Annotated in this window: 19 protein-coding genes; 11 read left to right on the top strand and 8 right to left on the bottom strand. The window is 56.4% G+C overall.

Going from position 1 to position 22027, the window contains the following annotated elements:
• The first annotated feature begins 26 nt into the window (after positions 1–26).
• The 3 genes from Poly41_RS25515 to Poly41_RS35530 all read left to right on the top strand — a co-directional run bounded on the left by Poly41_RS25515 (position 27) and on the right by Poly41_RS35530 (position 5194).
• Positions 27–1193, top strand: coding sequence for a Gfo/Idh/MocA family protein (locus Poly41_RS25515; RefSeq protein WP_146530191.1), 1167 nt, complete (start codon positions 27–29; stop codon positions 1191–1193).
• A gap of 282 nt (positions 1194–1475) precedes the next feature.
• Positions 1476–3014, top strand: a complete 1539-nt coding sequence (locus Poly41_RS25510) for an efflux RND transporter periplasmic adaptor subunit (RefSeq protein WP_146530190.1) — start codon at positions 1476–1478, stop codon at positions 3012–3014.
• Between the two features lie 32 nt (positions 3015–3046).
• The gene (locus tag Poly41_RS35530; RefSeq protein ID WP_146530189.1) at positions 3047–5194 is read left to right on the top strand and encodes an ABC transporter permease; all 2148 of its coding nucleotides are present in this window, start codon (positions 3047–3049) and stop codon (positions 5192–5194) included.
• A 46-nt stretch (positions 5195–5240) separates the two neighbouring features.
• Here Poly41_RS35530 and Poly41_RS25500 read toward each other — a convergent pair whose 3' ends face one another.
• On the bottom strand, positions 5241–5804 hold the full coding sequence (locus tag Poly41_RS25500; protein ID WP_231615923.1) for a hypothetical protein: 564 nt from the start codon (positions 5802–5804) through the stop codon (positions 5241–5243).
• 291 nt (positions 5805–6095) lie between these two features.
• Between Poly41_RS25500 and Poly41_RS25495 the strand changes: the two genes are divergently transcribed.
• Positions 6096–7520 (top strand): oxidoreductase, encoded by a 1425-nt coding sequence (locus tag Poly41_RS25495; RefSeq protein WP_146530188.1) that lies wholly within the window; start codon positions 6096–6098, stop codon positions 7518–7520.
• A 39-nt stretch (positions 7521–7559) separates the two neighbouring features.
• Here the strand turns inward: Poly41_RS25495 and Poly41_RS25490 are convergent, their stop codons facing one another.
• From Poly41_RS25490 to Poly41_RS25480, 3 genes are all read right to left on the bottom strand, one after another.
• Complete coding sequence (locus Poly41_RS25490; protein ID WP_146530187.1) at positions 7560–8858, bottom strand: DUF11 domain-containing protein; 1299 nt, start codon at positions 8856–8858, stop codon at positions 7560–7562.
• Positions 8855–9601 carry a hypothetical protein gene (locus Poly41_RS25485; protein ID WP_231615922.1) on the bottom strand — a complete coding sequence of 249 codons (747 nt, stop codon included), beginning with the start codon at positions 9599–9601 and terminating at the stop codon, positions 8855–8857. The genes Poly41_RS25490 and Poly41_RS25485 overlap by 4 nt, the downstream gene beginning before the upstream one ends.
• A gap of 196 nt (positions 9602–9797) precedes the next feature.
• Positions 9798–11207: a hypothetical protein gene (locus Poly41_RS25480; protein WP_146530186.1), complete on the bottom strand. Its 1410-nt coding sequence runs from the start codon at positions 11205–11207 to the stop codon at positions 9798–9800.
• A gap of 229 nt (positions 11208–11436) precedes the next feature.
• Here Poly41_RS25480 and Poly41_RS25475 point away from each other — a divergent pair, with 229 nt between their 5' ends.
• Positions 11437–12516, top strand: a complete 1080-nt coding sequence (locus tag Poly41_RS25475) for a hypothetical protein (protein WP_146530185.1) — start codon at positions 11437–11439, stop codon at positions 12514–12516.
• A 183-nt stretch (positions 12517–12699) separates the two neighbouring features.
• On the opposite strand, the gene Poly41_RS25470 is transcribed toward Poly41_RS25475, so the two are convergent.
• Together Poly41_RS25470 and Poly41_RS25465 are read right to left on the bottom strand one after the other, a co-directional pair.
• Positions 12700–13293, bottom strand: coding sequence for an RNA polymerase sigma factor (locus Poly41_RS25470; RefSeq protein WP_146530184.1), 594 nt, complete (start codon positions 13291–13293; stop codon positions 12700–12702).
• 348 nt (positions 13294–13641) lie between these two features.
• Positions 13642–13950 (bottom strand): hypothetical protein, encoded by a 309-nt coding sequence (locus Poly41_RS25465; RefSeq protein ID WP_146530183.1) that lies wholly within the window; start codon positions 13948–13950, stop codon positions 13642–13644.
• Positions 13951–14196: 246 nt separating this feature from the next.
• Between Poly41_RS25465 and Poly41_RS25460 the strand changes: the two genes are divergently transcribed.
• The 3 genes from Poly41_RS25460 (at position 14197) to Poly41_RS25450 (ending at position 17541) form a co-directional block, all read left to right on the top strand.
• Complete coding sequence (locus Poly41_RS25460; protein WP_146530182.1) at positions 14197–15093, top strand: ComF family protein; 897 nt, start codon at positions 14197–14199, stop codon at positions 15091–15093.
• Complete coding sequence (locus tag Poly41_RS25455; RefSeq protein WP_146530181.1) at positions 15032–16024, top strand: DUF502 domain-containing protein; 993 nt, start codon at positions 15032–15034, stop codon at positions 16022–16024. The genes Poly41_RS25460 and Poly41_RS25455 overlap by 62 nt, the downstream gene beginning before the upstream one ends.
• 287 nt (positions 16025–16311) lie before the next feature.
• Positions 16312–17541, top strand: coding sequence for a pyrophosphate--fructose-6-phosphate 1-phosphotransferase (locus Poly41_RS25450; RefSeq protein WP_146530180.1), 1230 nt, complete (start codon positions 16312–16314; stop codon positions 17539–17541).
• On the opposite strand, the gene Poly41_RS25445 is transcribed toward Poly41_RS25450, so the two are convergent.
• The gene (locus Poly41_RS25445; protein WP_146530179.1) at positions 17538–18728 is read right to left on the bottom strand and encodes a glycine C-acetyltransferase; all 1191 of its coding nucleotides are present in this window, start codon (positions 18726–18728) and stop codon (positions 17538–17540) included. The two genes, Poly41_RS25450 and Poly41_RS25445, sit on opposite strands and share 4 nt — an antisense overlap.
• 6 nt (positions 18729–18734) lie before the next feature.
• A complete protein-coding gene (gene tdh / locus Poly41_RS25440) occupies positions 18735–19757 on the bottom strand; it encodes an L-threonine 3-dehydrogenase (RefSeq protein WP_146530178.1) in 1023 nt (340 codons plus the stop codon).
• 252 nt (positions 19758–20009) lie between these two features.
• Here tdh and Poly41_RS25435 point away from each other — a divergent pair, with 252 nt between their 5' ends.
• The 3 genes from Poly41_RS25435 (at position 20010) to Poly41_RS25425 (ending at position 22024) form a co-directional block, all read left to right on the top strand.
• The gene (locus Poly41_RS25435; protein WP_146530177.1) at positions 20010–20882 is read left to right on the top strand and encodes a DMT family transporter; all 873 of its coding nucleotides are present in this window, start codon (positions 20010–20012) and stop codon (positions 20880–20882) included.
• 236 nt (positions 20883–21118) lie between these two features.
• Positions 21119–21709, top strand: a complete 591-nt coding sequence (locus Poly41_RS25430) for a DUF6677 family protein (RefSeq protein ID WP_231615921.1) — start codon at positions 21119–21121, stop codon at positions 21707–21709.
• A gap of 111 nt (positions 21710–21820) precedes the next feature.
• On the top strand, positions 21821–22024 hold the full coding sequence (locus tag Poly41_RS25425) for a hypothetical protein (RefSeq protein WP_146530176.1): 204 nt from the start codon (positions 21821–21823) through the stop codon (positions 22022–22024).
• Positions 22025–22027 lie beyond the last annotated feature (3 nt).

Here is a 22027-nt window from a genome sequence, read left to right as displayed (position 1 = left end):
CCACCCCAATAGAGAGGCAAACAACCATGGCATCCAAGGCGTATCTCCATGAACTCAAAGCAGCGGTGATCGGAACGGGATTCATCGGTCCGATTCACGTCGAGGCATTGCGTCGCATCGGAGTCCCGGTGGTGGGCATCTTGGATGCAACCGTCGAACAGTCCGAGATGGCTGCAACGCAACTTGGAATCCCGCGAGTTTATAAAGACCTGAACGAACTGCTTGACGATGACGAAATTGACTCCGTACACATTGCCACACCCAATCGCTTTCACTTTGAACACGCATCAGCATGTTTGAAAGCTGGCAAGCATACCCTCTGTGAAAAACCCCTGGCCATGAACTCGGACGAGTCCGCAAAGCTGGTGGCGTTAGCAGAGTCGGCGGGTGTTTGTGCAGGGGTCAACTACAATTTGCGGTACTATCCCTTGTGTGTGGAAAGTGCCGATCGCGTTCGCAAGGGTCGCGTCGGGGCACTGCATCATGTCTCCGGTGGCTATGTGCAAGATTGGCTGTTCAAGGAAACCGATTTCAATTGGCGAGTGCTTGCTTCGGAAGGCGGCGAGTTGAGGGCGGTCGCCGATATTGGAACGCATTGGTTAGATTTGATCCAATTCATCACCGGCCAAGAAATCGTCTCGGTGTGTGCGGACTTGCACACCGTCTTCCCAACACGGCAACGCCCAATCGGCGCCACAGAAACATTCAGTGGCAAGCAGATAACCCCTGACAACACCGAATCCGTTGCGATTGACACCGAGGACGCTGGCAACGTCATGCTGCGTTTCGAGAATGGCGCGCGAGGCGTGATGACGGTTTCGCAAGTCACGGCAGGCAGAAAGAACTGTCTGCGTTTCGAACTCGCCGGATCGAAGCAGGCGTTGGCATTCAACAGCGAGTCCCCCAACGAGTTGTGGATCGGACATCGGGACGAGCCCAACGAGGTGTTGATTCGCGATCCTGCTTTGATGAGCACCCCCGCCTCGAACGTGACCAGCTACCCGGGCGGTCACAACGAGGGATTTCCCGACGCTTTCAAGCAGATCTTCCTCGATTTCTATGGTCAGATCTTGTTGGGTGAGGATGCGGGGGAAGCGACGTTCCCAAGCTTTGCCGATGGGCATCGCGAAATCGTGTTGTGCGAAGCCATTCTTGAAAGCCATCGCAAGCAAGCATGGGTGTCCCTCAGTTGAGTGCCCTCAACCGTTCGCCGCCGCTACAGACCGTTGCATGCGGAAGAACAGGCAAATTCCGACGGAAGGGGTCTGCCGATGCTGGTTTCCGCGGCGAAATCATCCATTCTTGGCGGTCTCTGTGACGATGGAGTAAGGCTCCTGTACAAAATATGGCCAACCGTTCTCTCGACTAGCACCGAGCGGCTGTTTGGCTATAATCAGGAGATCCTACCACGGCCGTCGCAAATCCTGCCCACACCTGACGGCCATTCCTCCTTCCAATGACGATTGGCTCGACCGATGACGCTTGCCATTTGTGAACCTACCGGCTGCGAGCATGCCGCATCCGAATGCCACCTCGCCCGATTGGCTCGCAAACGAGCTCGTCTCCGCCGTGGTTCCATCGGTACTCCGCTATTGGCTGCTGCCGCATTATTGCTGGTCTCCGGGCTGATTGTCCAAGCGGTTTGGGGCGGTGTTGCGGGCTTGTTTTCGAGTTTCTTTTCCGAGACAGCTTCGATCGAATTCTTGACCACCCCGGTGATCCGCCAGCCCTTTGTTTACACGGTGTTGGAACGTGGCGAAATCGAAAGCTCAAGCAATGTTGAAGTCCGCTGCGAAGTTCGTTCGCGAAATTCATCGAGCATCGACATTTTGGAAATTGTTCCTGAAGGCAGTTGGGTCGAAAAGGGGGACTTCTTGGTGCGATTGGACGATGCGGCCTTGCAAACGCAGTTGATCCAGCAGCAAATTGTTTGCAGTAACAGCGAATCCTCCTTCATCGAAGCCCAGGCGACGCTCGACGCAGCGAGATTGGGTCTGGATGAGTATGAACAGGGAACGTTGCCGGAACAGATCGAGCAACAGGAAAGCGCCGTCTTTATCGCTCGTGAAAACATGCGTCGTGCCGAAGAGTATTTGGCTTACAGCAAACGGTTGGCTGAACGAGGCTACATCCCCGAAGCGCAGTTGGAAGCCGATACGTTTGCGGTAGAAAAGGCGCGCAAGGAGTTGGGTGTCGCCGTGACGAAATTGGAGGTGATTGAGACTTACACGAAAGAAAAGAAACTCACCGAACTGAAAGCGGACATCAAAACCGCCGAAGCCCGTCTCGATGCTCGCCGCAAAACATGGGAACTCGACAAACTGCAACGCAAAGAAACCGAGGATCTGATCGCAAAATGCACGATCGTTGCCCCGGTTGCCGGACAAGTCGTTTATGCAAACAACCGCGATGGCCGCAGCAGTTCCAGCAACACGTTGCTGATCGCCGAAGGACTCTCCGTTCGCGAACGGCAAGCGATCATCTATTTGCCTGATCCAAACAACATGCAGGTGATGGTGAAAGTCCACGAGTCTCGTATTGGCGATGTTCGCCCAGGCTTAGACGCCGAACTGAGTGTTCGCAATATCCCCGAAGGGACGCTTCGCGGCCGTGTGACCGAGGTCAGTGAGTACCCGCTGCCCGCGCTGAACGTCTACACCGCTCATGTGAAAGAGTACGCGGTGCTCGTCGAAATCACCGATCCGCCTTTGGAACTGCGACCGGGAATGACCGCCGAGGTGAACCTTATGATCCAGCGGATTGAAGATGCGTTGCAAGTGCCGATTGAATCGATCATTGAGCGAGGGGAGCATTGTTTTTGTGCGTTGCCGCTCGACGATGGAACGCTCGAAACACGCGAGGTCACGATTGGCAAAACGAATGAAACCGACGTCGTGATCACCTCGGGGCTGACCGAGTCCGACCAAGTCGTGCTGAGTCTTGGTGACGAAGAGGTCCTTGGGCTCCTTGACCTGCCGGTTGAAGAAGAGACGATCGCAGCAAAAGATTCCTGAGCCCCCTTTTTCCCACAGGCTGCGAGGCCTCCATGTCCACCGCGGAGTCGCTCATCGAACCCAGTCAATCGCGGCCGATCGAGTCGGCTGCGAGCGTCGTCGACGAACCATCGTTGGCACTCTGCATTCGCGACCTGCGCAAGGATTATCAGCTTAGCAGCGAAACGGTCCATGTCTTGAAGGGCATCAATCTTGATGTGCCGCGTGGCGACTACATCGCGATCATGGGGCCGTCGGGATCGGGCAAGAGCACGCTGCTGAATCTTCTTGGTGGACTCGACACCCCGACCTCCGGTCAGTACCTGATTGGCCATTGCGATGTTGCGCAGCTCAGCGATGATGAACTGTCCGCGATTCGCGCGCAACGGATTGGATTTGTTTTCCAGGCTTACAACTTGTTGCCCCAGTTGAACGTGCTGGAAAACATGGAAGTGCCGCTGGCATACAACGGAGGAATGACTGCCGGCGATCGAGATCGAACCGTGCAGCTTGCAAAGTTGGTGGGACTGGACGACCGAGTCGACCATCGGCCGACCGAGCTTTCAGGTGGCCAACAACAGCGGGCTGGGATCGCGCGAAGTCTGATCAATCAACCGGAGTTCATCCTCGCGGACGAAGCCACCGGAAACCTCGATACGGGCACGACCGAAGAGATCTTGGACTTATTCGACAATCTCAACGATCAAGGTGCCACGATTGTCATGGTCACGCACGAGGAAGAAGTTGCCCAGCGTGCGAGGCGTATTGTACGGCTACGTGACGGCGTGGTCGAACAAGACGAGCGACTTCGGCCACCCAGTGCAGCGGACGCCGATGCAGGAAAAGCGGGTGCAGGTCAAGGCAAGGTGCGGTCCGGTCGCCCATCGCAGCTACGTCTTCGCGCTCGCGATATTCGCGTCGGGATCAAAACACTGTTGATGCATCCGCTGCGATCGATGTTGACGGTATTGGGGATCTTTATTGGCGTTGCAAGTGTGATCTGGTTGCTGGCGATCAGCGAAGGGATCGCGTCAAAAGCGAACCAGCAGATTGAAGAACTTGGAGCAAACAACATCCTGTTGACCACCTCACGCCCCTCGGGCGATGACACGCAAGGCAAGAAGATCTACTTCTACGGGTTGACCGAAATCGATTGCGATCATCTCGAAGCCTCCATCCCGTCGGTCGAGATGGCGATCGCATTTTGCCGGCGCAATTCGCGCGAATTTCGATATGCCGACCGAGTCGCGCTGGGCGAAATCAACGCCTGCACCCCCGAATACAAGGATCTGTATTCGCTGCACATCGCTCGCGGCCGATTCCTGGTGGACAAGGACAACGAGAACTCATCCAACGTTTGCGTCGTGACCCAGGAACTCGCTCGAACATTGTTTCGGCACGAAGATCCGATCGGGAAATCGGTCCAAATCGTCGCCGATTTTTATCGTGTCGTCGGAGTGGTCGGTTCGCGCACGGAACTTGAAACCGTCAAGGGAACCAGTCGCGGCCAGGATTTCTCGGACAACATTTACATTCCGCTCAATACGTATTGGTTGCGATATGGCGATTCAACGTCGTTTGGAAACAACGGCGAGCGAGCGGTTTCGCAAATCACCTTGCGGCTCCGTGATGCCGAAGACGCGGTCGCGACCGGCAAGGCAGTCGAACAGACGCTCAAACGCACTCACTTGTATGAGGATTACACCGTTGGAATCCCGCTGGAATTGCTCGAGCAAGCTCAAAACACGCGATTGATGTTCATGGCCATGATGGGGCTGTTGGCCAGCATTTCGCTGCTCGTCGGAGGGATTGGCATCATGAACATCATGTTGGCAACCGTGACCGAACGGACTCGCGAAATCGGTATCCGCCGGGCGCTCGGTGCACGACGCCGAGATATCACTCGCCAATTCTTGATCGAAACGATTTTGCTGTCGGTCGGCGGCGGTATCACCGGAATCCTGGGCGGGCTGACCTGTGGCAAACTGATGGATTCGTTGCGTTGGATGGCGGAGACAACCTTCCCAGACTTGATGAAATCGTTACCCGAAACGGTTCAGTCGATGGAACCCGTGATCATCCCCTGGTCGATTCCGATCGCGTTTGGAATCTCGGTCACCGTCGGAATCATCTTCGGGATCTACCCCGCCCTGCGTGCCGCGGCGATGAACCCTATCGAAGCCCTTCGACACGTCGGTTGAGGGCCGGAGCCGGCCCTTCGATGCCCACGGCCTTCATCCTGATCCTTTAGTAAGCCTTGCTGGTCGTCCGACCGGCGACTTGTGGCTTGGGTCGAAAGATTTGCCGTTGCCGAGCCGGCTGGTAAGGGGGTTCGACAACGTTTCCTTCGACGATTGGATCGCCAGCGGGTGTTGGAACGCCCGACATGTAGGTCTCACCCGAGATATAAGTCTCGCCGCTGCCACACGAATCACATCCGCCGCATCCACCGCAACTGCCGCCGCAGGCCATGTCCGAACAACTGCAATCGTTGCCGCAACGGTATCCCCACAGACTTTCGATCCCCGAGAAGACCGACCGGCATTTACCGCACGATTGTCCGTTGTAGTTGCCGCATTGGTCGCAGGGGTCACAGCAATCCGCGGGCTCGTTGATCCAGGGGTCGACATACAATTCGCCGCATCCTTCGCACTCGCCGCAGCCACCACAGGCGGCCCCCCATGCAATCGGTCCACAGGCACCGCCGGATTCGCATCCCATCGGACCACATGCCATCGGGCCGACGCACCCGGCCGCACCAAGAAGTGAAACCGAGACGAGAATGATTGACAATTTCCGCAACAAAGACATGTTCAGAATCCTATGACCGATTGGGGACGTGACCGTAGCAGTGATCGTCCATCCCAACCGTCAAAGTCCAACAAATCCGAATAATCGGTAGAATTTAACATCCGGTGTGGCTTGGCGATTTGCTAACATTCCCCCCGATTGTGCGAGAATCCCTAAACGTAACAATGGAGGGAATCGAAGGCACCCGCATTCCACGGTCATTCAAACGACTCGGGTGGGATACCGGATTCCTCGGTGACCCGATCTCTCGCAGCCCACTATCCTTGCCACCCCTCTCGCCTTTTTTACATCATGGCTTATCCTCGAATCGCTAGTTTCAAATCGCACGAAGACTTCACCGGCCGGCTCAAGGAATTGGGTCTGGACTTGCCAAGTGATGCGGAGGTTCAATCCGGCGACGATTCGCCGCTCGGGCAAACGATCACGCTGAAGTCGGGGAAGGTTGGTAACCGGTTCTGCATTCTGCCGATGGAAGGATGGGATGGGACGTCGGATGGAAAACCCACCGAGTTGACTCGTCGCCGCTGGGTCAATTTTGGCATCAGCGGAGCCAAGCTCATTTGGGGCGGCGAAGCGGTTGCGGTGCGTCATGATGGTCGGGCCAACCCGAACCAATTGATGATCAATGACGCGAATTTGTCCTCGATTGAATCGTTGCGAACCGAGCTTGTCGGCGCACACCAAGAGCGTTTCGATCGAACCGATGATTTGCTGGTCGGCTTACAACTAACCCATTCAGGCCGATTTGCTCGCCCCAACCAAAAGACGCTTGCCGAGCCACGCACCGCTCAGCGGAACCCCGCTCTCGATCCACGATTCGGGATCAGCGACGATTCCAAAATGCTTAGTGACGATGAGCTAAAGAAGCTGATCGACGATTTCGTCGCGGCGGCGGTGTTGGCGAAAAAAGCAGGCTATGCCTTTGTCGACATCAAACACTGTCATGGCTACTTGGGGCACGAATTGCTTAGCGGGTTTGATCGACCTGGCCAATTTGGTGGATCGTTCGAAAACCGGACGCGGTTCGCCCGCGACATCATCGCCGGCATCCGCGCCGAAGCCCCTGGATTGGAAATGGGGGTGCGCGTCAGCGTGTTTGACTTTGTTCCGTATCGCCCCTCGGACGAAGACCGGATCGGAATTCCGGACGAAAAAGCCGACCCGCGGCTGACGTTTGGTGGCGATGGCAGCGGGCTGGGGATCGATTTGAGCGAGCCATCGCTGTTCATGACCCTGTTGGAAGAATTGGGCATCGAGTTGGTGTGCAGCACGGCGGGAAGCCCCTATTACAACCCGCACATTCAGCGGCCCGCCTATTTCCCGCCGAGTGATGGTTACCAACCACCCGAGGATCCCTTGGTGGGAGTAACGCGACAAATCCTTGCAACCGCTGAACTGACGCGTTTACACCCAAATTTGACCATCGTTGGATCGGGCTACACCTACTTGCAAGATTGGCTACCGAATGTAGCACAGGCGGTCGTTCGCACCGGCATGGTCGATTCGGTTGGGCTCGGCCGCATGGTGTTGTCGTATCCTGATCTGCCCGCCGATGTGCTCAGCGGCAAGACGCTGGTTCGCAAGAAGGTTTGCCGAACGTTTAGCGATTGCACCACAGCCCCACGAAACGGAATCGTCAGTGGTTGTTATCCACTTGATCCTTTCTACAAAGACATGCCCGAGCGAAAAGAACTTGCTGAGGCCAAAAAAGGATAGCCCGCCGCCGAGCGCTCATCGGGATGATTCTCGCATCCCTTACCGCACCTTGCACCTAAATCGCATGGTCACGCTTTCACCGACGCGAAGTTGGTCCGTCAACCGCCACTGCAACCGCAGCGATTCACCCTCGTTTGCTTCGGACGTGAACTCTGCACCGCCACTACACGTTTGGCTCTCTTCGACGTACTCAAGCCTTGTGGTTAAGTTGTCGGTCAAGGTCACTTGGCTAACAGCGGAATCGCCAACGTTTTCCACTCGTATCATGAACGTCACGATCTCGCCCGGCTGTGCATGCTTTTTGTCGGCGAGCTTGCAGATCTGCAATCGGCCAGCGTCGGGGAACTCGTAAATCGTCAGTTCTTCGACCCGTTGATCACGCGTCAAAGTCGGTGGCGCCATGTCTTCGATGGCCACCTCGACGGATTCGTCAAGGGTCCAAGCGACCGCAGCATTGGCTGCCTCTTGCAACAGGGCAAGTTGGTTTTCTTGTAGCAGATTGATTTCGAGTGCCGACAAGCCCACCAAGGCAACGAGAACGTCTTCAGCCATTTCGGGCTGGAGGATCCCTTCGATGCGGACACCGCGGTTGCGGTCACGCATCGCGTCGATCCGACGGGTGACATCTGCGTGCCCCAGTTCGGTCAGGTCGGTCATGGTTAGCTGAGGTTGATCGTACTGAACGCGGTTGGGGCCAACGGGCAGATTCAATCCAGCCGCACCAACGGCTCTGCCTCCTGAAACCGCGCCCGTGATCTTACGGACCGAAGCAAAGCGAGGTGAGTAGATACAAGTCCGGTTGCTTGGTTGCACATGGACGTCCCCTGCTTCGGTTGTGTAGTGGGCAACGGTGTCCTCAAGGTTCAGCCCCGCGAACCGATCGTTCTTTTGCAGAATCGCCTTGGGAGGTTGATCGCCGCCATCACAAAGGAACTCGTTGGGATCGATCCCATACGCGTTCCAATCGACTGGACCGCAATCGGCATACCCGTGTGGAACGACTTTGCAATCTTGCTGGCAAGCCAAGCATCCGCCCGATTGGCAAGAGGGCGTCGGGCCACCGCAATCGCTGATCGAGAACGTTTCTCCCTGACAGAACGTTTCACCCTGACAGGCCGTATCTTCGCAAAAGGTAGACCCTCCACTGCTCGGAGAGACAAATCCAACTTGCTGAATCGTCGTCGGCGCCGCTGCCTGGGCAGTCGGTGCCGGCGCAGGGACACGTAGCGGCGTCGGAGCAACAGGTTGAGTTTGTCGTGGCTGAGGCAATTGACAGCCTACCGCCATGGCGAGCACAACGCAGCTTACAAGACGGAAGCTTTGTGTTGTTCGGTTCATCGTGTTACCGCGTGTTCAGGTTGCTCAGGTTTGTAAATCGGAGCCCAGATCGGATAGCCGAAGAAAAACTGTGGCATCAAGGCCTCGGCGGTGGGCGGCGCGACCGACCCGATTCGGACGATTGCAACGGGACGACCAAAACGATCTGCCACCTCGAGTGCATCTTGATGCTCCGAGATTTCGATGGCGCGTGAAGTTTTCGGGGTCTCTGGAAGTGCGATGGCGGTGTCGGGATCTTCAAGGTAAATCACCCGAGTGACCATACGTCCGTCAAGTGCAGCATCAAGATCGTCTTGATCGAGGTTGATCAAAATCGGAAAGGACGTGGCCAAGCCTGGGGGCGGATAAATTCGATCGATCAATTCGATGGTCGGGTAAAGCTCAGCACCTTCGGCGTTTGGAATACCGGTAATGCGAAAACGATAGACGCCTCCGACCATCAATCCCAGTTGAAGCGTCGGATCTTCCTTGCCAAATAGGTTCCCGTGTTCAGGCATCGAGAAACCGACGCCCTTGGGCCCCGAAAAGGCGACCGGTTGAAAGTAGCCTTGAACAGGGCCGCGGCCGGTCAATCGTGCTTGGCCTACCTGGCCGGGTGGCATGTCGCCCGAGACAATCCGATGCTGGTTGCCGTAACCGCGAAGATACTGACTCGGGTCGGCTGCGGAGGTTTGCGAAAAGCACGCGATGATCGCAGTGATCGTTGCGGCGGTTCGCAAACAGGAGTTTCGGCGAGATGTCATGGGATAACCAATCATTCGATAGACAGACCAGTGTCCGTTGCAGGTTCGGGCTGCCGGGGCCTCGGGCGGTTCCGTGAAAGCCAGGAAGACACTCGGACGCAGGCGAAAGCCTGAGCTCCAACTTTAGAGCAAAAGAAACGCGGCGTATCTTTCGATTCATCGCCGCGTTTCATTTCATGCTTGCGTGAAGATCCGATTACTGACGACAATCGGGATCCACTTGCTGGCTGGCGTGCTGATACAAGCCACGCTGATTCGGCACACCGGGATGAATGTTCTGCTCGGTGATGTTGATGCGACTGACGGGGTTAGGATAGCTGTATCCAGGTTGCATTCGCACGCCGATCTTCATCGTGTCAACAGGTTGTGGGATGTGCATCGGCGTGTGATTCTTGATCACATGCTTCTTCAATCCCGCTGGACTTCCAAGTGGAATGTGAGGTGGTCCGGGCAACCCGATCGGTGTGCCTGTGATTGGCATGCCGTACTGAGGAGCGTTCACCCCCGCGATCATTCCTGGAAGTCCCATCGGAGTCGAAACACATCCTGCGCCGCCACCGGGTCCGCCACATCCTTCGGTCATCGCAGCTGCGAAGGGCGAAGGGAGTCCAGCGATCGGAGGTGCCATCACGCCGCCGCCCATTCCACCGGCTCCCGCCATTTCGATATCCTTGTCGCCCAAGCGAATGATCGCCAGGATCGAACCGCGACGGTCCGCTTCCACGATCGGGTCGATGCTTGGGTCAAGCCGTGTGCTGACCAAGGTGTCGATACCGGCCAAGGCAGGACCTTGGAAATCGGGATCGGGAAGGTAGATGACTTTGGTCACGAAGTTTCCGGTCAGCACTTGGTCGAAGTCTTCGGCCGTGAACTGAAGTGGGATCGAATTGTGTGCCAAGTAGGCACCCGTTCGTGGGTTTGCGTAGGCAAGCTCAACCGTTGGGTAGAGTTCAACTCCCTCACGCGATGGAATGTTCGTCAGTTTCAGACGATACAGTCCACCTTGAGGGAAGTTTTGGCGAGCGGGAACGACAAGCGGTTCGCTGTCGAACATGCCCGCGCCCGTCGCATCGTAGCGAACATGCATCCCTTCGGGTTGTCCAAGGGTGACTTGAACCGTCGCGGGGATGGCCGGCATCATGGGCATGCCTGAGGTGACACCGCCACCCGCAGGAATGTTCGAATAGGCTCCACCGCCGATCCCGAGCAATCCGCCGTCGCCACACGCTCCGCTGCCACCACAAGATCCACATTCGGGGCCACAACTGGCAAGTTGGATTTCTCCCCCGCCACCGTTTTGAGCCAACGGAGCACTCCGCATCACGTCGGGCCCCGCGGCACCGATTGCGCCTTGGGGCATCGGACCATTCATACCGTACCCACCGGCTCCCATCATTCCACCGGCTCCCATCATCATGGGCATTCCCCCGCCCATGCCTGGTTGCATCGCAGGTGGTCCTAAAACGCCTGGTCCCGGACCGCCAACACCTGGACCGGGTTCCAGCAATCGCTGTTCCGGTGGCAAGTTGTGGCGAACCGGCACGCACCCGGTGGCGAACACCGCCGTGGCCGCCAATAGCGACAAATGAGTGACGATCCGTTTCATCTTTCCCCCCGTTCCTTGGGTGATGTACCTAGTGGTCTGTCTTGCTTAAGAAAGCAACAAGCCGCGGGCGACACCGACTGATAATTGTTCTGTAACTATGAATGATCTGGGTGGACGCGCTGCCAAGAAACCGATTAGGATCCGCATGGCATACGGCCAGACCTTTCTTCGTAGTTGGTCATCGGCACAAAACAGGCGTCATCTTTGAAAAAACCGACATAACCCGACCATGAAGATCGATCGCTACAACCAAACCCACCCGTCCTCGGAGCGGCGATGCGGTTTCCCGGTCAGACGTTTCACGCGTTGGGGCACCCTCCCATCGTTGGTGACCCTCGTTTTTGCGGCCTTTTTGCCGTTCGCTCCATTTGAGGCCGTTGGCAATGCCAGCGAATCCGCCGCAGCGACGCAGCAGGCGACAAGCGAAAAAAAAACACAAAATGATTTACCAAAGTCGCATGACGCCGCAAAAAAATTGTTGCGCCGAGTCGTTTTTGGACTCGCCAGCGGACCGGCATTCGAATCGAAATTTCGTCAGCGTGTTTGGACAACCGGTCGCGAAGGCATCGGTGTGGGAACCTACGAGCAATCGGGCTACCAAACCGGCCAGTTTCATTTGCAAATGACCATGTTCGACGGAGACGGCAAACACACGCTGCAACAGATCAGCGATGGCCGGTTGAGTTGGACCCGCACCGCGATCGCCGACAAGGTGACCTTGAAACGAGTGGATGTCAGCCGACTCGATGAATGGACTCACCCAGATCTGCCAGAGGACCAATTGCCGTTGCGACTCCGCGTCGGTGGTTGGATCGAGATGCTCGAATCCATCGAACAAGATCATCAATTACAGGTCAACAGCGCAACGATGACGGGACAACCCGTGTGGGTGATTACCGCAGTGATGCCACAATCACAGCGTGACGAGCTGATGAAACGAAGTGGCCGCAGCGAGTGGCCCGAACTCTACCCGGCCAAGATTCGAATCGCCATTTCGAAAACGGGGAACAGCAAAACAGGATTCGGCAAATTCCTGCCGGTTCGTTTTGAATACTATTCTGCTGCTCCCGCTGCGGAAACGTCAACGACCAAGAACAACACCGACCATGCCGAACGACTGATTTCGTTGGTCGAGTTGTATGCCATCCGCGAGATCACCGCGCCACCGGTCGAGCGGTTTCGTTTTGAAAACCGCGACGTGGAGGTGAATTTCACGAATGAAACGAGCCGCTACATGAAGCAATTCGGCGTGGACGAGCAAGTCCAAACCGCCGAATTGGACGAAAGACGTTGGAACACGCACCGCTAAGAACCTACCCGAAAAGGGGTCTGACCCTTTGTCGACCGACGTTTCGATTCCTCAAAAATTCGTTGTTTTCCAATGGATTCGCTACCGATACGCTCAGACCAAAAGAGGGTCAGCCCCCTTTTTGGATAGGTTCCAAGCTGCAAACGGTCGCACAAAAGCCAGAACGGCAACGAGAAACCGAAGCTAGACCGCTTGCAGCGTGTCTTCTTCCATTTCCTTTTGCAATCGCTTTCGTGCAACGTGCAATCGCCGCTTGATCGTTCCTACGGGAGCATCAAACTCGTTGCTCATTTCGATCAACGACTTGCTGTGCAAGTAAAACGCCTTGAGCGTTTGTTGATCCAATGCACCAAGTCGATCAATGCTGCTGCGAACCGCTTCGGCTTGCTCACGGTCCTGGGCAAAAACGTCAGGCGTTCCGACCGCATAGCAGGTTGCTTCGAGCGTTTCGGGATCGCAGGCCACCGCGACTCGGCTCCGCGTCAACCGGTTGATTGCCATTCGGTGCACGATCTGGCGAAGCCATCCACCGAAAGCTTCAGGGACCCGCAATTGATCGATTTTTTGCATCGCTTGGATGAAAACGTCTTGCGCGAGTTCTTCGGCTTCGTCGGCGTTGCGGACCCGACGCATCGCCAGCGCAACGATGCCCGACCGGTACCGCTCGAACAACGCGCCAAACGCGTCCCGATCGCCACCTTGGGCCGCAATCACCAATTGTGCGACGGTCCGAGTTTCGTCCTGGACGTTCAAGTAGCTGTTTTCCGTAATGTTCATGTTCGGTTCCTCTCCGATCCGCTCGACCACTCGGGTGGTGGGTGCTTTCGTTCCCATCGCTTCAGTGAAATGGGCCGAACGGAGGCGGTACGGCATGACGCGCGACCGCAGTGTTTCTGTTTTGTTTAGGGAGTGGCTAACCAAAGACCTTGAACCTTTCTCGTTCAAAGTGAGCTTGGATGGCCAGCATGGGAAAACGGTTCGTCGGATCGCTGGAATCGCAAGCTGAGGAAATTGCAAGCAATGCATTTCCGGCTCGCGAAACATCCGAGAAGCGTTTTCAGTCGTCGTTCTCGTTCTTGTTTCGAAGGTCAAAACGAGGCGAGAACGTGGAACGGGGCTTGAGCCTTAAGCTCGGCCGCGATCCGAAACGCAACGCGAGGGGATCCATTGCGGTTGCAAGGAGCCTCTCCGGATGCCGAGTTGACTGCCGCGTTTTATGCCGTGCATCCAACTCATCTTGTCCATCGTGCCGTCATCAAGCGTGACGACGCGCAGCGGGGATAAGCCTGGGTAACACAGCATCCCTAGTCGCATCCGCCATGCATTGAGATGGAGACGAAACGCGGCTGTGAACGATTCGACGGCAATGATCTCACGGACTTCGACAGCGGCGAAGAAACGTGCGACGACGGCGGTAATCGATACGGTACGCATTTCAATCCTCCCGGCACCTCTAAAGCTGGGTGCGGCGGCGGAGCAACGGAATAAAACAGAATCAACCTAATCGCAAAACGAGAGCTACTAGGTTCCCTAGATGAACAATATCCACCCCGGGCAAGGAAAACCAGTGAAAAGTTTCCTCGACTCTTGGTAATGATCGAATAGACAGGGCCCGAAGTTCAAGGTTCGCGGGTAAAATCGAAAAGTCTTTTTTTTCAGAAACTTTTTCCACGCTCGCCAATGGCCACCTTTCTCGACGAGATGCTCGAGCGGTGCCGATCGACGGCCCGAGCGGCGACGGAATCGGTTCGCGACCTTGCATTTCCGCCCTGCTGCCGATTCTGCCAACGATTGGTCGCCTCGAATCAGGATTTCTGCCGGTCGTGCCGCGTCGGATTGACCGCCAGCGAGCCGCAGATGCGATGCGGTTGCGGTCGCTGCGGGTGGCCCCTCGGGCGAATGCCCGCCGAAGAGACACGACTTCCGACCGAATGCCCGCAATGCAAGGATCAGTCCTTCCATTTTGATCGGGTCATTCCGATGTGGATGTATCAGGGTATGGTCTGTGACGCAGTCGTGGCGGCCAAGTATTTCAGCCAATCCTCGCTCGCGGACACACTTGGCCGGCGGCTCGGTGGAATCGTCTCCGAGCGATTGGCGGAGGATCGCGTCGACGCGGTGACTTTTGTTCCGTCCCATTTCACTCGGCAGCTCTCTCGTGGGGGGATTGGTGTTCAAACGTTGGCCACTGCGGTCGCGAAAAGGATGGGAACTCCATGTAAATCCCTGCTAAAAGCCACCCGGCGCATCGCCAAACAGGCTTGGCTCGACGATGCCAGCCGGGTTCACAATGTCCGCGATGCGTTCCGTTTAAAAAAAAGCTATGCTTTCGGTAGTTCGCCCGATTTGTGCCACCGGCATATTTTGTTGGTCGACGATGTGTTCACGACGGGAGCGACCACCAACGAGGTGGCTCGCGTTTTGCGGTCGGGTGGCGTTTCGAAGGTCAGCGTCGCGGTTGTCGCCCGCTCGGTTCGCTCAGCACACTCCTCCCCAGGTCCACAACGATTCCAAGATGCAACTGCCCCCAAAAGAGAACGCATCCGAAACCGATCCCGAGACGCAAGAACCGGGTGAACTGAAGCGAAAACGGACTGGTGGTTTTCGGCGTGCGGTGCTGCGCGGGCTCGGAGTGGTCTTGCCGCCGCTGCTGACGATTGCGGTCCTGATTTGGGCCTGGGGCACGATTGAGAGTTACGTGCTCCGACCCATCGAATCGAGTATCCGCTCGGCAATCGTCAAAGCGATTGCACCGAGTCGAACCTACTCGGCGGTTCCCCAAGGTGCGATTCCGACCGGTGAACGACGACTCGACGGGTTTACACTGCGTGGTGAGCGTTACGTCCCCGACCCGACCAACCGCCGTTTTCTTCCCGAGGAAGTCGTCAACACGGTCAACGAGAATGCCGATCGATTCGGTCCCTACACGCCTGCCCCGGCAAGTGCCAACGCGTACTGGCATCGTTATGTCGAGATCAGCTACATGCCTCGCTCGGTCGTGGTTCCGGTCTTCTTGCTCGTTTTCTTGACGGTGCTGTACTTTGTGGGACGTTTGTTCACATTCGGGCTGGGGCATTGGTTGGTTCGGTCGTTCGATGCTGGAATCCTGCGGATCCCAATTGTCAACAAAGTCTACGGTGGCGTGAAACAGGTGACCGATTTCGCCTTCAGCGATCGCGAGATCGAATTCAATCGCGTCGTCGCCATCGAGTACCCCTCTAAAGGAATTTGGTCCTTGGGTTTTGTAACGGGAAACGGCATGAAGGAAATCTCGATCGCCAACGGAGAACCGATGCTGAGCGTGTTGATGCCGACCAGCCCGATGCCGATGACAGGCTTTACCGTCACGGTGAAGCGGAGCGACGCGATTGACTTGAATCTGACCGTCGACGAGGCCATCCAGTTCATCGTCAGTTGCGGCGTTGTCGTGCCACCGCAACAACGTTACGACCACCCGCCGGCTGCCAAAGCACGTCCCGCCATCGATTTGCCAAAGACCAGCCCGTGAGTGCGAAGAACAGAAGTCGCGACAGATTGATCGTTGCCAGCTTGCGTTTTTTGGCTGCGACTTTTTAATCCTGGCCGGCGGTTTCGCGCAGGGCCGCTTCCTTAACCCCCGTTTGCGGAACAAAACGCGACACTGCTGCTGCCGGCCGGCCCAAGCTCGCGTCGTCCCCCGGCGACGGTTTTCCATCCACTCGCTATTTTCTTGGCTATCGATTGCTAGCGCAGAGGCGGTTTTCGTCGTTCGCACTTGCGGCAATTCACCGAACATCCCCAATTGGAGTCCCAATCATGACTGTTAAACGAGTCGGAATCCTCACCGCCGGCGGGCTAGCCCCCTGTCTCTCCTCTGCCATCGGCGCTTTGATCGAAAGCTACACCGCACAGGCGCCCGAAGTGGAAATCATTTGCTACCGCTCTGGCTACAAAGGCCTGCTACTCGGTGATAGCTTTTTGGTCACTCCCGCGGTTCGCCAAAAAGCGAAGGTGTTGCACCAGCATGGTGGCAGCCCGATCGGCAACAGCCGCGTGAAGTTGACCAACGTTGACGATTGTGTCGAGCGTGGCTTGGTCAAAAAGGGGCAAGACCCGTTGGAGGTTGCTGCCGAGCAATTGCGAACCGATCGTGTCGATGTGTTGCACACCATTGGCGGTGATGACACCAATACAACCGCTGCGGACTTAGCCGCGTTTCTTGCAAAGAACGATTACGCTTTGACCGTCGTCGGATTGCCCAAGACGATCGACAACGACGTGATTCCGATCCGCCAAAGCTTGGGAGCATGGACGGCCGCGGAACAGGGTGCTCGGTTCTTTGAGAACGTCGTTGCCGAACACAACGCCAACCCAAGGATGCTCATTGTCCATGAGGTGATGGGGCGCAATTGCGGATGGCTGACCGCTGCAACGGCCGAAAAATACCGCGATCGCTTGAATGCACTCGATTTTCTTCCCGAGACGGGATTGAGCCGCGATCGCAAAGAGGTGCACGGCATCTTTGTCCCTGAAATGCACTTTGATCTGGAGCGGGAAGCCAGTCGGCTGCGTACGATCATGGACGAAATCGACTGCGTCAACCTCTTCATTTCGGAAGGTGCTGGCGTCGACACGATCGTGCAAGAAATGGAATCGCGGGGTGAAGACGTTCCGCGCGATGCCTTTGGGCATTACAAACTCGACGCGGTGAACCCGGGAAAATGGTTTGGCGAGCAATTCGCGAAAATGATCGGCGCAGAAAAGACCTTGATCCAAAAGAGCGGCTATTACAGCAGGGCGGCTCGAGCAAACGATCAAGATATTGAACTGATCGGAAGGTGCGCGTCCAAGGCGGTTGAATGTGCACTCAAAGGTGAGGGTGGCGTGATCGGTGAAGACCAAGATCGCGGCGACGAACTCCGAGCCATCGAGTTTGAGCGAATCAAAGGTGGCAAGCCCTTCAATATTGACTGCGCATGGTTCGGCGAACTGCTTGGCGCGATCAACCAACCGAAGGGTGCCGTGGTTGAAACGCAGCACGCTTAAGCAAGCCCCATTTCGGATTTGACTTCCGCGAACTTCTCAACGGCCAGCGCAAGATCGTCTTGCGCATGGGCGGCCGACATCTGCGTGCGGATTCGCGCCTGGCCTTTGGGAACGACGGGGTAGGAAAACCCGACCACGTAGACCCCTTTCTGCAACAGCCGACGTGACATCTCGGCCGCCACGCGAGCGTCACCGAGCATGATGGGAATGATCGGATGTTCGCCTGGACGCAAATCAAACCCATGCTCCGTCATCGCTTGGCGGAAAAATCGGGCGTTGCCCATCAAACGATCGCGAAGCGCTGTCGATTCGCTCAGCAAATCCAATGCCTCGATGGCTCCGGCAGCAATCGGCGGTGCGATCGAGTTGGAAAACAGGTAGGGTCGGGACCGCTGTCGCAGCAATTCGATCACTTCGGCCCGTCCGCTGGTGTATCCGCCGCTTGCCCCCCCCAGCGCCTTGCCTAACGTTCCGGTCAGAATATCGATTCGGCCGATACAATCACAATGCTCATGGGTTCCACGCCCGCTGTTTCCGAGGAACCCTGTCGCGTGGCAATCATCGACCATGACCGAGGCGTCATAACGATCGGCAAGCTCGCAAATCTCTGCTAACTTGGCGATCGAACCATCCATCGAAAACACACCATCGGTCGCAATCAAGCGAATTCGACTCGTTGCGGCCGCTTCGAGTTGAGCCTTCAAGTCCGCCATGTCGTTGTTGCGATAGCGAAATCGCTTTGCCTTGCACAACCGGACCCCATCAATGATCGAGGCATGATTCAAGGCGTCCGACAGGATCGCATCTTCTTCGGTCAACAACGTTTCAAAAAGACCGCCATTGGCGTCAAAACAGGACGAGTACAAAATCGTCGCCTCGGAGCCGAGAAATTCGGAGATCCGCTGCTCCAGTTGATGATGAATCGTTTGCGTCCCACAAATAAAACGTACCGAGGCGAGCCCATACCCCCAATCATCTAATGCTGCATGGGCGGCGTTGACAATGCGTGGGTGGTTTGCCAATCCCAAATAATTGTTCGCGCAAAGGTTCAAGACCTCGCCCCCCGGCTCGACTTGCACACGAGCGTCTTGGGCCGTCGTGATCACGCGTTCGGACTTGTACAATCCTTCCTCGCGGATTTGATCGATCGTGTCCCCAAGAACCTGAGTGAGTCTGTTACTCGTCATGACGGATTACCAATTGAGAATCACCTTGCCGGATTGCCCCGAGAGCATCGTGTCAAAGCCTTTTTGAAAATCTTCGCAGTCGTAGCGATGCGTGATCACCGGCGAAACATCGAGTCCTCCTTGGACCATCACCGTCATTTTGTACCACGTTTCGTACATTTCTCGCCCGTAGATTCCTTTCAGGTGAAGCATGTTGAAAATGACAAGATTCCAATCGATGGCCATTTCAACCGAAGGAATTCCAAGCATCGCAATCTTGCCGCCGTGACACATCGTTTCGAGCATCGATCGAAACGCGCTCGGATTGCCCGACATCTCGAGCCCGACATCGAATCCTTCCTTCATGCCAAGCTCTTGCATGACGTCGGCAAGCGATTCGGTTCGCACATCGATCACACGAGTGGCCCCCATTTTAGCCGCAAGCTTCAATCGCCACGGATTGACGTCCGTCACCACAACGTAGCGAGCACCGGCGTACTGAGCGACGGCGGTCGCCATGCATCCGATCGGGCCGGCGCCGGTGATCAACACATCTTCACCGACAAGCGGAAACGACAATGCCGTGTGCACCGCATTTCCAAGCGGGTCGAAAATGGACGCGACGTCTCGATCGATCTGACGATCATGTTCCCAAACATTGGTCATCGGCAACGAAATGTATTCCGCAAAGGCCCCCGGTCGATTGACGCCGACTCCACTGGTTTTTGCACACAGATGTCGCCGCCCCGCTAAACAGTTGCGGCAATGCCCACACACAACGTGCCCTTCGCCGCTGACCAAATCACCGACGCTAAACTCCACCACGTTCGATCCGATTTCGACGATCTCGCCGACAAACTCGTGGCCGACCACCATCGGAACCGGAATCGTTTTCTGTGCCCAATCATCCCATTGGTAAATGTGCACGTCCGTCCCGCAAATGCCGGTTCGATCAACACGAATCAAAACATCGTTGATCCCGATCGTCGGGATCGGGACGTCTTCCATCACCAAACCAACGTCGCGATGCCGCTTGACGAGAGCTCTCATGGGACTGGGACTCCGTTTTGGGTTGAGAACCTATCCGAAAAGGGGTGTGACCCTCTCTTGGTCTGAGCGTATCGGTAGCGAATCCATTGGAAAACAACGAGTTTTGAGCAATCGAAACGTCGGTCGACAAAGGGTCAGACCCCTTTTCGGATAGGTTCTTAGGCTAAGAACCGTCATTGTAGGGCATCGCTGTTCCGCTTGCCCAGGACCGGGTTCCTGACAGGGGGCCCAACAGGGTATGTTAGCGCGACGATGTACCTACTGCTTCCCTTCGCCGCGAGCGTGCTGTTTGTTTGCGGCTTGATTTTTGTCAAGCGCGCAAGCGAGGCCCGTATCGGCCCCATCACGATCTTGTTCTGCAGCAACATGGTTTCGTCTGCGGCCTTCTCGTTGCTTTGGCTTTTCGGTGGGCCCGGCCAACCCTGGACGATGCTTTGGCAGCCGTTTCTGATCGCCGTCATCTACATGATTGGTTTGACCTGCACCTTCTCGGCGGTCGAACACGGGGACGTGTCGATCGCGACCCCTGTGTTTGGTGTCAAGGTCGTCTTTGTGGCCTTCTTGTTGACGTTGACGACCGAGGAATCATTGTCCACCCCCGTCTGGGTTGCCGCCTTGTTAGCGTTCGCTGGGATCGTTTTGATTCAATGGACGAGCCGCGGGCATCGTCGACGAATCGTCTTTACCCTGGTCTTTGCACTGGGGGCGGCCATGTCATTCGCCACTTTCGATTGCTTGGTCCAACGATGGTCACCAGCCTGGGGGGCGGGGCGTTTTGTTCCCATCGTCTACTGGATCGTGGGCGTGATGTCCCTTGCCATGATCCCTTGGGTCCAATGGTCCCGATTTCGTGATCCGGCGGTTCGCCGATCGCTGTTGCCAGGCACGACGTTGGTGGCGATGCAGGCACTCTGCATTGTCTTGGCCGTCTCGGTGTTTGGTGACGCAGCACGAGTCAACGTGGTGTACGCACTGCGAGGGCTTTGGGGAGTCGGGCTGGCATGGTTGGCGGCCCGAATTTGGGGTGGCGCCGAAGCGGAGCACGGCCATCGCATTATGCTGCAAAGGGCAGCCGGAGCGGTGCTCTTGACGATCGCCGTGGTGCTGGCAATTCTGTCGCATTAAACAAGTTCCTAAGAACAACAAGCAAAGTCGCTACGAATCTCGGCAAGGGTCTCGGCGGCGAGCCCCCTTACGACGAGTTTTCGGACGCGATCCACAAGATGTCGTCGTAGTTTCCGAACAAGTCATTAGATTCATCTACCCATCGCGGCTGTTTTCCCGCACAATGGGCAAAACAGCAGAAGTCAAAGCGACTTCCGCGTGCAGCAAAATGTCTCCCATGCCCCGAAAAGAACCCCATGCCCGCTGACGCTGAAACCGTGATCGAGGTCGACGGAAAAGAAGTTGACCTGCGAAATCGCACCCTGGCCGCATTCTTGGCGTGGTTGCTCCCCGGAGCGGGGCACTATTATCAAGGCCGAACGACCAAGGCAGGGCTGTTCTTCGTTTGCATTTTTTCCACCTGGATCCTCGGGTTTGCCCTTGGGGGTGGCCATGTCGTTTACGCGTCCTGGCAGCCTGGCGACAAACGGTGGCATTATGTTCTGCAAGCGGGAGTCGGCGCGGCAGCCTTGCCGGCACTCGTGCAAGGCAAATTCATGAATTCGCAAACCGACCGACGCAGCGGCCGGACGCTCGAGAGTTACTCGCCTTATTGGGGGGGCTTCATGGCTCCACCTCGTCGGCCCGTGATTGAAGACCAAGCCGACGACGTTTCCGCCTGGTACGCCCGACACGGAGCGGGTTATGAAATGGGGACGTGGTACACGGTGATTGCAGGTCTTCTGAATATTCTGGTGATCTACGACGCCTATGGCGGCCCCTTGGCGGTGCCGATCAGTGGCAAACGAAAAGAGGACAAAGTCGACGACGAAACGGGTGTGAGTTAACGCGTCACATGACCCTCGGCGGATGGACCCGTCGGCTACGAGGCTCGCGGAAGGATCGAACGTCACCCTCACCGCACGCGAATGCGTGCACTCCAACACTGACTAACTGCCATGCTGATTGCAACACTTTCCATCTCTCCCTCGTACCTGCTGTACTTCGTACCTCTGGTCGTTTCCATTTCACTGGTTTTTGGTGCCACGCGTCATGAAGACAACCAATTGATTATCCAGCACGCTATTGGCACGGCCCGTTGGATCTTCGGATTCATGGCGATCATCTTTTTTGTTTTGCTCGCAATCAACTGGATGGTCTAGGTA

Source organism: Novipirellula artificiosorum (assembly GCF_007860135.1).
Classification (GTDB): domain Bacteria; phylum Planctomycetota; class Planctomycetia; order Pirellulales; family Pirellulaceae; genus Novipirellula_A; species Novipirellula_A artificiosorum.
Note: the sequence above shows the minus strand (reverse complement) of the source record. Positions and strands in the feature narration are given on the sequence as shown.